At 71.3% G+C, this 11395-nt stretch carries 10 protein-coding genes; 2 read left to right on the forward strand and 8 right to left on the reverse strand.

The features are described 5' to 3' along the window. Positions 1 to 530: P1 family peptidase (locus BZY54_RS40670; RefSeq protein WP_208640922.1), on the reverse strand; the 530-nt coding region annotated here is incomplete at its 3' end. 31 nt (positions 531 to 561) lie between these two features. Beyond that, the gene (locus tag BZY54_RS40675) at positions 562 to 1806 is read right to left on the reverse strand and encodes a low temperature requirement protein A (RefSeq protein ID WP_086730398.1); all 1245 of its coding nucleotides are present in this window, start codon (positions 1804 to 1806) and stop codon (positions 562 to 564) included. A gap of 74 nt (positions 1807 to 1880) precedes the next feature. On the opposite strand from BZY54_RS40675, the gene BZY54_RS51905 reads away from it, so the two are divergent. Next, positions 1881 to 2051: a hypothetical protein gene (locus tag BZY54_RS51905; protein ID WP_086730399.1), complete on the forward strand. Its 171-nt coding sequence runs from the start codon at positions 1881 to 1883 to the stop codon at positions 2049 to 2051. 82 nt (positions 2052 to 2133) lie between these two features. Here BZY54_RS51905 and mscL read toward each other — a convergent pair whose 3' ends face one another. The 6 genes from mscL to BZY54_RS40710 all read right to left on the reverse strand — a co-directional run bounded on the left by mscL (position 2134) and on the right by BZY54_RS40710 (position 8196). Beyond that, positions 2134 to 2595, reverse strand: a complete 462-nt coding sequence (gene mscL / locus BZY54_RS40685) for a large conductance mechanosensitive channel protein MscL (RefSeq protein WP_425276365.1) — start codon at positions 2593 to 2595, stop codon at positions 2134 to 2136. 57 nt (positions 2596 to 2652) lie between these two features. After that, positions 2653 to 3288: a hypothetical protein gene (locus BZY54_RS40690; protein WP_244217580.1), complete on the reverse strand. Its 636-nt coding sequence runs from the start codon at positions 3286 to 3288 to the stop codon at positions 2653 to 2655. A 291-nt stretch (positions 3289 to 3579) separates the two neighbouring features. Next, on the reverse strand, positions 3580 to 4413 hold the full coding sequence (locus tag BZY54_RS40695) for an S-methyl-5'-thioadenosine phosphorylase (RefSeq protein ID WP_086730406.1): 834 nt from the start codon (positions 4411 to 4413) through the stop codon (positions 3580 to 3582). Between the two features lie 135 nt (positions 4414 to 4548). Then, the gene (locus BZY54_RS40700; RefSeq protein ID WP_086730401.1) at positions 4549 to 4863 is read right to left on the reverse strand and encodes an FmdB family zinc ribbon protein; all 315 of its coding nucleotides are present in this window, start codon (positions 4861 to 4863) and stop codon (positions 4549 to 4551) included. A 67-nt stretch (positions 4864 to 4930) separates the two neighbouring features. Further along, entirely contained in the window at positions 4931 to 6223 is a 1293-nt protein-coding gene (locus BZY54_RS40705; RefSeq protein ID WP_086730402.1) for an MFS transporter, read from the reverse strand. Positions 6224 to 6675: 452 nt separating this feature from the next. Beyond that, positions 6676 to 8196 (reverse strand): potassium/proton antiporter, encoded by a 1521-nt coding sequence (locus BZY54_RS40710; RefSeq protein ID WP_086730403.1) that lies wholly within the window; start codon positions 8194 to 8196, stop codon positions 6676 to 6678. A gap of 271 nt (positions 8197 to 8467) precedes the next feature. Between BZY54_RS40710 and BZY54_RS40715 the strand changes: the two genes are divergently transcribed. Next, positions 8468 to 11341 (forward strand): penicillin acylase family protein, encoded by a 2874-nt coding sequence (locus BZY54_RS40715; RefSeq protein ID WP_086730404.1) that lies wholly within the window; start codon positions 8468 to 8470, stop codon positions 11339 to 11341. Positions 11342 to 11395: the final 54 nt, after the last annotated feature.

Raw genomic sequence — 11395 nt, forward strand, 5'->3', positions numbered from 1 at the left:
GAGGCGAGCACCGTGCTCGCCGTGCCGACCCCGCCCTTGAGGGGGCCCACGGTCGCTCCCGTCCCGGCGCCGACGCACCCCTGCGGCACCGGCCCGCCCGGCTCGCTCGCGGCGGCGGCCTCCACCGCCTCGCGCCCGGTGACCGCGTCCGGACGGGCCCGGAAGTCACCGCCCCGGCCCAGATCGAACACGCAGGCGGCGGGCACCACCGGCACGACGTGGCAGGGGTCCGGTCCCACCCGCACCCCGCGCCCTCGCTCCTCCAGCCAGGCCATCACCCCCGAGGCCGCGTCCAGCCCGTACGCGCTGCCGCCGGTCAGCACCACGGCCTCCACCGTCCGCACCAGGTTGCGCGGATCGAGGGCGTCGGTCTCCTTGGTGCCGGGGCCACCGCCGCGCACGTCGACCGCGGCCACGGCGCCGCCCTCCGGTGCCAGCACGACCGTCGTGCCGCTGAGCCACCCATCGCCCCTGCGCGTCGCATGGCCCACCCGCAGACCGGCGACATCCGTCAAAGCGTCAACTGTCATGGGGGTCAGTCTCCCCGGGCCCGGCAGCGCGTCACGCGGCCTGTTCCGTCGGCCGGTTTGGGCTCCCGCCCGCGGCGGTGCGGGCGGTCAGGGTGACGCCCGTCGCCACCGCGAGCGCCGAGACGATGCCCGCCGCGAAGACCGCCCAGTCGCCCAGGAACGTGCAGCAGATCACCAGCAGGGCCGCGGTGGGCAGCACCGTCTGCTGGGCGATGCCCACCTTGAAGTGGCGCGAGTGCAGTGCCCAGACGGTGAGCAGATACAGCGCCGTCGGGAGGGTCACGGCCGCCGACGCCTCCAGCGCCGTCAGATGGGTCCTGCCGACCGCCTGCTCGACCGCCACCTCCAGTCCGGCACCGATCGCCGCCGTGGAGGCGAGGATCACATAGTGGCCGTAACCCCACAGGAACGACTCCCGGTTGGAGTGCAGATGCCCGTGGATCGGCACCACGAAGTAGATCCACCAGGCGGAGAAGACGATCAGCAGACCGCCCGCCGCGATCGGCAGCAGCTCGCCCAGCGCGTTGTGCTCGTCCGCGGCCGACTTCACCGCGCTCGTGGCCGCCGCGATGGTCTCGCCCAGCACGATGATGGTGAACAGCCCGTACCGCTCGGCGATGTGGTGCGGGTGCCAGGTGGTCGCGTACACCTTCTCCGCATACAGCGGCACGGACAGCTCCACGATCACCATCACCAGGAACACCCACGGCCGGGCCGGCTCCGGCAGCACCACCAGCCCCAGCCAGCCGATCTGGCACAGCAGCACCCCGGCCGAGTACCGCAGTGCCATGCGCCTCTCCGCCCCCTCGGCCCACCGCGCGGCCCGCAGCCACTGGGAGGCCATCGCCAGGCGCATGATCAGATAACCGAGCCACACCAGGAAGAAGTCCTGGTGCGTGAACGCCCGCGAGATTCCCCCGGCCAGCACCAGCACGCCTGCGATCTGCACGAGGGTGACGACCCGGTAGAGCACGTCGTCGTTGTCGTAGGCCGAGGCGAACCACGAGAAGTTCATCCACGCCCACCAGATGGCGAAGAAGGCCATGGCGTAGTTCAGGATGCCGTGGCCCGCCCGGCCCTCGGCCACGGAATGCACCAGCTCCACGCCCGCCTGGGCGATCGCCACGACGAAGCACAGGTCGAAGAAGAGCTCCAGCGGTGAGGCGACCCGGTGCGTCTCGTGGCGCCCGCGTGCGGTCAGCGGGCGCAGCGGCCGGCGGTCGCGGGAGGGGCTGGTGGGGGCGGTTCCCGGAGTGGAATCGGAACTGGACGTCATGGCCCCCAGCACAGCAGAAAGCGGCCGGGATCGCCCGGGAGGGTCGCACAGGGCGGTCACCGTACCCTGGAGGCATGAGCACCGCCCCCGAGCCGCGCGACCCCAAGAACGCGCTGATCTTCGACGATCCGCTGAACCAGCAGTCCACGGATGACACCGACCGGGGGTGGGGCGAGCGCACGGACGGCGACGCCGCCGCCGACCTCAGGCGTTTCCTCGACGAGAAGCCGCCCCACCACCTCTGAAGGCAGCGGGCCCACGCAGCCGGGAACCGCAGGACACGCCCCGTCCGGGACCCATCGGCCCGCCCCGCGGTGACCGCTCCCGCTACCGGCGCTCGTACTCCGTGCCGCCGCGCTGGGCGACCAGCTCGTCGCGGATCTCCTTGAGCACCTGCAGCTCCGTCACCTCGATGACCTCCTGCGTGCCCTCCCTGGCCTTCTTCCGCGCCTCCTGCCGGGCCAGGAACTTCGCCATGGGCAGCACCATCATGAAGTAGACCACCGCCGCCGTGATCAGGAACTGCAGGGCGGCGCCGAGGACCGAGCCCCACATGATCTGGATGCCCTGGTCGCCCTTGCAGGTCGTGCTCAGGCAGGAGCTGTAGTGGTCGAGGTTCTGGGTGCCGATCGTTCCGACCACCGGATTGATGATCCCCTTCACCACCGAGTTGACGATGTTGGTGAAGGCGGCACCGACGACCACCGCGACGGCCAGATCGACGACGTTCCCGCGCATCAGGAAGGCCTTGAAGCCCTGCCAGACGCTCGGGTCCTTCTTCGCGCTCACCTGGGGCCCCTCCTCGGACATGCAGGTTGTAGAACAAACAGCTCAGCAACCTACGGGTCACCACAGGGTCACCGCCAATCGGGCCGTCGCACCCGCTCCGGCCAGGCGCGCGGCGGTCGAACGCGGTACGGACAGTACGACCAGTGCCCCGCTCCCGCCTCCCACCGCGCCGTCCACCGGCTCCGGCAGCCTCGCCACCCGCGCCCCGCGCGCGACCACCCGGGCCCGGCCGCCCACCGCCGGATCCTCCGCGGCGATCACGTCCACCCGGTCGCCGGGCCGCAGCAGCCGGACCGTGGCCGCGTCCGCGAGCCTCACGGGCACGGTCACCGTCCGCTCCGGGTCCGTGCGCCGGACGCCATGCCGGTCCGATGAGGCGTCGGCCGGCCCCGCCGGGTGCCCGCGGGCCGGCCTGCCGCGTGGAGGATCAGGCGTATCCCGCGGGCCCGCCGCCACCAGCGCGGCCGCCGTCACCGCCAGGCCGGCCGCCACGGCCCGCCGCCGGTGCCGTAGGAGCCGGCGCAGTCCGCAGCGCCCGCCTCTCACACGCACCGGCGGGAAGTGCGGCACCTCGCAGGTGGCCGGGGCGTCCGCCCCCGGCCGGAACAGGGAAACCGGGTCGGGATTCCGGAACGGCGGAGAGGACGGGGTCCGGAACGGCGGAGAGGACGAGGGCAGGGACGACTGGGACATGGGCGGACCACCACCTGCGGTTCGGGAACGGCGGGAAACGGCTTGCGACGCCCACGATGGGGCATCGCGCCGCCGCCCGCCGGAGTCCGTGCGCTACTCGCTGGTTGTGGACAACCTCGCCACCCGAATGTGGCGTTCCGGCATGTCGGCGCTTTCCGTCGCGGCCGGCCCCGTTCCGTCGCGTTCCAGTCCGTTCGGCCCCTTCCGCCCCTCCGTCGCGCTCTGGCCCCTTCGGTAACGCTCCTGCCCGGCACCTTCCTCTGCGCCGGGCAGGTCGACGGGCTCGCTCGCCTACGGCAGCGCGAACCCGGGGTCCATCCCGCCCAGCGCGTTCGCGCACGGGCAGTCCCGCTCCTCGGTGGCGGGCAGCGCGGCCACGGCGTCGAACAGCACGCTCCGCAGCCGTTCCACATTGGCGGCGAACACCCGCAGCACCTCCTCGTGGGAGACGCCCTCGCCGCTCTCGGCGCCCGCGTCGAGGTCGGTGACCAGCGTCAGCGAGGTGTAGCAGAGCTCCAGTTCCCGGGCCAGCGCCGCCTCGGGATGGCCGGTCATGCCCACCACCGACCAGCCCTGCGACCGGTGCCACAGCGATTCGGCGCGGGTCGAGAAGCGCGGCCCCTCCACCACGACCAGCGTGCCGCCGTCGACCGCGTCCCAGTCCCGCCCGTGCGCCGCCTTCAGCGCGGCGGCCCGGCCGGCGGGGCAGTAGGGGTCGGCCATGGAGACGTGCACCACGTTCGGCAGTGAGCCGTCGGCCAGCGGAAGCCCGTCGAAGTAGGTCTGCTCCCGGGACTTCGTACGGTCGGCGAACTGGTCCGGCACGAGCAGCGTGCCCGGCCCGTACTCGGGTCGCAGGCCGCCCACCGCGCAGGGACCGAGGACCTGGCGCACGCCCACCGAGCGCAGCGCCCACAGGTTGGCCCGGTAGTTGATGCGGTGCGGCGGAAGGTGGTGGCCGCGGCCGTGGCGGGGCAGGAAGGCCACCCGCCGGCCGGCGACCTCGCCGAGGAAGAGGGAGTCGCTGGGTGCCCCGTACGGCGTGTTCACCTGGACCTCGGTCACGTCGTCCAGGAACGAGTAGAAGCCGGAACCGCCGATGACACCGATCTCTGCGTTCGCCATGAGCAGCACACTAGCCGCCCGTCCGAACGCCGAGGACCCTGCCGTTGCGCATCGCCGGGGTCCCCGGGGCCAGGCGTCCGTGGAGACGCCGAGAACCCCGCCGTCCTACGACGGCAGGGTCCTGGAAGCGGCAGGTCAGGCGGCGGAGCTGCCCGCCGAGCTCGTCGACGAGGAGGACGACGAGGTGGACGAGGACGACGAGCCGGAGCCGGACGACGAGGCGCCGGAGGTGCTCGACGACTTCGACGACGCCGCGCTGCTGCTCGACGAGGAGCCGCGGCTGTCGTTGCGGTAGAAGCCGGAGCCCTTGAAGACAATGCCGACCGCGGAGAACACCTTCTTCAGGCGGCCACCGCAGTTGGGGCACTCGGTGAGCGCGTCGTCGGTGAACTTCTGCACCGCCTCGAGGCCCTCGCCGCACTCGGTGCACTGGTACTGGTAGGTGGGCACTGTCTTCCTCCTGGCACTCTCACTCGATGAGTGCTAACGACGGTCCATAGTGACGTATTCCCGCGGATCAGTCCACTGCGACAGGTGAGCGGTGACCGACGCCACGTGCCACGGTGCGGCTGTGGGCCCGGGCGGCGAGCCGCGACCGCAGGGCCGCGAGGGTGACCAGGGCGAGCACCGTTCCGGTCATCGGGACCAGGAATCCGGCGCCGGTCCACAGGCGGTCCTCCAGCTGTCCGGCGACGGTGACGGCGGCCGCCTGGCCGAGCGCGACCGCGCCGGTGAGCCAGGTGAACGCCTCGGTGCGGGCACCGGCCGGGACCAGGCCCTCGACCAGGGTGTAGCCGGTGATCAGGGCGGGCGCGATGCACATGCCCACCAGGAGGCCGAGCGCGGCGAGCAGGAGCACGGAGTGGGCCGTCCACAGCGCGGACGCGACCAGCGCCAGGGCCGTGTAGCCGACGACGAGGCGGCGCTGCGGGGCCACCTTCCAGGCGATGGCGCCGCACAGGATGCCGGAGAGCATGTTGCCCGCGGCGAACGTCCCGTACAGGACGCCGTTGAGACCGGGCTCGCCGATCGACTCGGTGAAGGCGGCCAGCGAGACCTGCATGCCGCCGAAGACCGTGCCGATGCCGAGGAAGGTCACGACCAGCACGCGCACACCGGGGATGCGCAGGGCGGAGGCGTGCTCCACGCGCGCGTGCCCGGCACCGACGGGCGGCTGGGTGCGCTTCTGCGCGGCGAACAGCAGACCGCCGACCAGGGTCAGTGCGGCCTCGGTGAGCAGACCCGCCGCCGGGGCGACGGCCGTGCACAGGGCGGTGGCCAGCAGCGGGCCGAGGACGAAGGTCAGTTCGTCGGTGACCGACTCGAAGGCCGCCGCGGTGGTCATCAGCGGCGAGTCCTTCAGCGTCACACCCCAGCGGGCGCGCACCATGGGCCCGATCTGCGGCACCGAGGCGCCGGTCGGCACGGCCGCCGCGAAGAGCGCCCACAGGGGGGCGTGCGCCAGGGCGAGCCCCGTCAGCGTCAGCCCGGCCAGGGCGTGCACCAGGACGCCGGGGAGCAGAACGGCGCGCTGTCCGTAGCGGTCGGCGAGGCGCCCGCTGTACGGCGCGAACAGCGCCATGGAGACACCGGTGGCGGCCGCCGTGGCGCCCGCGGCGCCGTAGGAGCCGGTGGTGTGCTGCACGAGCAGCACGATGGAGATGGTCAGCATCGCGAACGGCTGGCGGGCCGCGAAGCCGGGGAGCAGGAACGTCCAGGCGCCGCGGGTGCGCAGCAGTTGGCCGTATCCCGGGCGGGAGGGTGCCGGCGAGGTCTTCGCGGGGTCGGTGGTGGTGACCGCGGATCCCACGGCCCGTGCCTTTCTGCCGCCTGGTAGCGCGGCCCCTTGTGCGGGCGCGCCGAGAGCTGTCCTCTTGCGCGGACTGCGGTAGATGCCGACGCCCGCTGCGGGGCGACCCGGCCGCCATACGGTCGCGCCAGCTCTGCGTCAGGCAGAGTTGGTTCGATCAGGGTGCGCCTTCATCGTACAGGGGTGATGACCTTGTGCTCCTGTGAAAGTGAGCACCACAGTCTGTGTTGACCTGGCTTCCGCAGCGGTTCGGCCTACGGCCACCCGTACGAAACGGTCTCGCGCCGACTGCCGCCGCCGCACCGCCCCCACTACCGTGTGCTCCATCGCACCGCCCCCGTCGCCGCGTCCTCCGCCGCACCGGCCGCGGCGCACACCGCCCGCCGCCGTATCGCGCGCGGTCCGTGCAGCTCGCGGCCCGCTCCGGCCGCAGCCCGCCCCGCCCGGAGCCCTCACCGCCCGCGGCTCTCGCTGCCCGCTTCGGCGCCGTTGGTGCCCAGCCAGCTCGCCAGCTTGCCGCCCCGGCCGACCGCGCGCAGCCGCCGTTCCGCCGCCTCGCGGACGGGGTCGGTGGCGACCACGAGGAGTTCGTCGCCGCGCCGCAGGGTCGTGGTGGGCAGCGGGACGAACGATTTCCCTTCGCGCACCACGAGGGTCACCGCGGACCCGGCGGGCAGTCGCAGCTCGTTGATCTCCACACCGTGCATCCGGGAGCCCTCCGGGATGGCGACGGACAGCAGATGGCCGCGCAGCCGCTCCAGGGGCGCCGACTCGATGCCGAGGTCGGCGGCCTCCTGGGGCTCACCGAGACGCAGCTTGCCGGCCAGCCAGGGCAGGGTCGGGCCCTGGATGAGGGTGTAGACGACGACCAGCACGAAGACGATGTTGAAGATGCGGTGGGTGGTGTCGACGCCGTTCACCATCGGGATGGTCGCCAGGATGATGGGGACCGCGCCGCGCAGCCCGGCCCAGGACATCAGTGCCTGCTCCTGCCACGGCACCCGGAACGGCAGCAGGCTGACCACCACGCTCAGCGGTCGCGCGACCATCGTCAGCACCAGGCCGATGAGCAGGGCGGGCACGATGTCGTCGCCCAGTTCGTGCGGGGTGACCAGCAGGCCGAGCAGCACGAACATGCCGATCTGGGCGATCCAGCCGAGCCCCTCGGCGAAGCCGCGTGTGGCCGGCCAGTGCGGGAGCTTGGCGTTGCCGAGCAGCATCGACGCCAGATAGACCGCCAGGAAGCCGCTGCCGTGCGCCAGCGCGCCGGTGGCGTAGGCCGTGACCGCGATCGCCATCACGGCGATGGGGTACAGGCCGGAGGCGGGCAGGGCGACGTGCTTGAGGCCCCAGGAGCCGAGCCATCCCACCGCGAGGCCGATGGCCGCGCCGATGGCCAGCTCCAGAGCAATCTCGCCCACCAGTACGTACCAGTGCGAGACCGGTCCCGTCGTGGAGAAGGCGACGACGAGGATGACCACGGGCGCGTCGTTGAAGCCGGACTCGGCCTCCAGCGTGCCCGTCACGCGCGCGGGAAGGGGGATGCGCCGCAGCACCGAGAAGACGGCCGCCGCGTCCGTCGAGGACACCACCGCACCGATGATCAGCGCCGGCCGCCATTCCAGGCCGACCAGGTAGTGCGCACCGGCGGCCGTGATGCCGACGCTCGTCGCCACCCCGACCAGTGCCAGTACGCAGGCGGACGGCAGGACCGGCTTGATCTCCTTCCACTTCGTGCCGAGACCGCCCTCGGCGAGGATCACGACAAGAGCCGCGTAGCCGATGATCTGGGTCAGTTCGGCGTTGCTGAAGCGGACGTGACCGAGGCCGTCCGCGCCGATGACGATGCCGATCCCCAGGTACACGAGCAGGCTGGGGAGCCCGCTGCGCGAGGAGATCCGCACCGCTGCCACGGCGACGAGCAGGACGAGGGAGCAGGCGAGCAGGAGCTGGTTGAGGTGGTGAACAGTCAGTGGCGCTTCCTTCCCCGCGTTCCAGGTCTGTGATCGGGTTCTCCGGCGCTCAGGCGCTGTGACGCTCCGGCTGCTCCGGCGCTCCGGGTTCTCCGATTACTTCGTTACCTTACCTAATTCTTGACGCTTTCTTGACGCTTGGAGGGCCGAGATCGAACGCCCGTCCGCGACTGGACTCGACTCCGCGTCAAGTGGCACCGGGTCCTGCGCCTATGGTTGCTCCAGCACTCCAGTACCGCCTGCCGCTCGCGTTAGGACAGCAAGGACAGCGATGCCCCCCAACACCACCGCCTCAACGGGTGACAAGCCCGGCAAGTCCGGCAGGAAGAAGGGGCGAAAAGCCCGACTCGTCGTGCTCGTCCTGGTGCTGGCCATCATCGGCGGCATCGCCTACGGCGCCTACTGGTCCATCAGCACCGTCCGCGCCTCCTTCCCGCAGACCAAGGGCTCGACCACGCTCCAGGGCCTGTCGGGCCCCGTCGACGTGAAGCGGGACGGCTACGGCATCCCCCAGATCTACGCCTCCTCGGCCGAGGACCTGTTCATGGCGCAGGGCTACGTCCAGGCCCAGGACCGGTTCTACGAGATGGACGTGCGCCGGCACATGACCTCCGGGCGCCTGTCGGAGATGTTCGGCAAGAGCCAGGTCAAGAACGACGAGTTCCTGCGCACCCTGGGCTGGGACCGGGTCGCCAAGGAGGAGTACGACAAGAAGCTGTCGGCCTCCACCAAGAAGTACCTCCAGGCGTACGCCAAGGGCGTCAACGCCTACCTCGACGGCCGGGACGCCAAGGACATCTCCCTGGAGTACGCGGCCCTGGGCCTGACCAACGACTACAAGCCCGAGCAGTGGACCCCGGTCGACTCGGTCTCCTGGCTGAAGGCGATGGCCTGGGACCTGCGCGGCAACATGCAGGACGAGATCGACCGCGCCCTGATGACCAGCCGCCTCGGCCCCAAGCAGATCAAGGACCTGTACCCGGACTACCCCTACAGCCGGAACAAGCCGATCGTCACGCAGGGCCAGTACGACGAGCTCGCCCAGGCGTTCCGGACGAGCGGCGGCGCCGGCACGAGCGAGACCGGCACGGGCCTGTCGACGGGCACGACCGGCACCACGGGATCGACCGGCACCACCGGCAGCGGGACCGGCACCACCGGGACGACGACCGGCACCTCGACGGGTACCACCGGCACCGCCGCGGGCACCCCGGCCGGAGCGGGAAGCTCCTCCGGTTCCGGCGTGCAGAGTCAGCTGATGGGCCTGCACGACGTCATGGACAACCTGCCGACGGCCGTCGGCGTGAACGGCAACGGCATCGGCTCCAACTCCTGGGTGGTGTCCGGGAAGTACACCATCACCGGCAAGCCGCTGCTGGCCAACGACCCGCACCTGTCGCCCTCGCTGCCCGGCGTCTGGTACCAGATGGGCCTGCACTGCCGCGCGGTGTCCAGCGCGTGCCCGTACGACGTCACCGGCTACACCTTCGCGGGCATGCCCGGCGTGGTCATCGGCCACAACCAGAACATCGCGTGGGGCATGACCAACTCCGGTGTCGACGTCACCGACCTGTACCTGGAGAAGCTCAGCGGCGACGGCTACCTGCGCGACGACAAGACGGTGCCCTTCAAGACCCGCGAGGAGACCATCAAGGTCGCCGGCGGCGCGTCCAAGAAGATCGTCGTCCGTCAGACCGAGGACGGCATGCCGCTGCTGTCCGACCGTGACGACGAGCTGGTCAAGGTCGGCAAGAAGGCCCAGGTCAACACCGCGGCACCGGACCGCGGCGACGGTTACGCCGTCGCCCTGAAGTGGACCGCGCTGGAGCCGGGCACCACCATGGACGCCGTCTTCGCCATCGACCGGGCCAAGGACTGGAGCGGCTTCAGGTCGGCGGCGGCGCTGTTCGACGTGCCCTCGCAGAACCTGATCTACGCCGACACCGAGAACAACATCGGCTACACGCTGCCCGGTCGCATCCCCACGCGCGCGAAGAGCGACGACGGCTCCATCCCGGCGCCCGGCTGGGACTCGAAGTACGACTGGACCGGCTACATCAAGCAGGACGAGCTGCCCTACGAGTACAACCCCAAGCGCGGCTACATCGTCACCGCCAACCAGGCCGTCGTGGACCCGGGCAAGTACCCCTACACGCTCACCACGGACTGGGGCTACGGCACCCGCAGCCAGCGCATCAGCGACCTGATCCAGTCGAAGATCGACGGCGGCGGCAAGATCTCCACCGACGACATGCGCCAGATGCAGACGGACAACAGCAGCGAGATCGCCAAGCTGCTGGTGCCGATGCTGCTGAAGATCGACATCGGGGACAAGGACGTCCGCCAGGCGCAGAAGCTCCTGGAGGGCTGGGACTACACCCAGGACGCGGACTCGGCGGCGGCCGCCTACTTCAACGCGGTCTGGCGCAACATCCTCAAGCTCGCCTTCGGCAACAAGCTCCCCAAGGAGCTGCGGGTCCAGGGGCAGTGCCTGTGGGTCGAGCCGGCCGACAACACCGGCCCGGTCGACGAGGCGACGAAGGTCCGCGAGTGCGGCGAGCGGGACGCCGACCAGGCGCAGCCGGACGGCGGCGACCGCTGGTTCGAGGTGGTCCGCAACCTCGTGAACGAGCCGAACAGCGACTGGTGGAAGGCGCCCGCGTCGGGCTACGGCCGCCCCAAGGCCGACAACCGCGACGAGCTGTTCAAGCGCGCCATGATCGACGCCCGCTGGGAGCTGACCGCCAAGCTCGGCAAGGACATCGACACCTGGAGCTGGGGCCGGCTGCACCGCCTGTTCCTGAAGAACCAGACCCTGGGCACCGATGGACCCGGCTTCCTGAAGTACGTCCTCAACCGGGGCCCCTGGAAGCTCAGCGGCGGCGAGGCGGCGGTCAACGCCTCCGGGTGGAACGCCGCCGGCGGCTACAACGTGGTGTGGGTGCCGTCCATGCGGATGGTGGTCAACCTCGCCGATCTCGACAGGTCCAAGTGGATCAACCTCACCGGCGCCTCCGGGCACGCCTTCAGCGCGCACTACACCGACCAGACGGGCAAGTGGGCCAAGGGCGAGCTGCTGCCGTGGTCGTTCTCGGCGAACGCGGTCGACAAGAGCACGAAGGACACGCTGGTGCTCAAGCCGTGAGCCGCTGACCCGTCGACCGCACCGGAGCCGACCAAGGCCCTCCACGCGCGCGTG

Source organism: Streptomyces carpinensis (assembly GCF_002154505.1).
Taxonomy (GTDB): domain Bacteria; phylum Actinomycetota; class Actinomycetes; order Streptomycetales; family Streptomycetaceae; genus Streptomyces; species Streptomyces carpinensis.

Bases quoted from the DNA above. Each gene is read 5' to 3' on its own strand.
- BZY54_RS40695 (WP_086730406.1), bottom strand. From the start codon at position 4,413: ATGGCGAACGCAGAGATCGGTGTCATCGGCGGTTCCGGCTTCTACTCG.
- BZY54_RS51905 (WP_086730399.1), top strand. From the start codon at position 1,881: ATGAGCACCGCCCCCGAGCCGCGCGACCCCAAGAACGCGCTGATCTTC.
- BZY54_RS40675 (WP_086730398.1), bottom strand. From the start codon at position 1,806: ATGACGTCCAGTTCCGATTCCACTCCGGGAACCGCCCCCACCAGCCCC.
- BZY54_RS40690 (WP_244217580.1), bottom strand. From the start codon at position 3,288: ATGTCCCAGTCGTCCCTGCCCTCGTCCTCTCCGCCGTTCCGGACCCCG.
- BZY54_RS40715 (WP_086730404.1), top strand. From the start codon at position 8,468: ATGCCCCCCAACACCACCGCCTCAACGGGTGACAAGCCCGGCAAGTCC.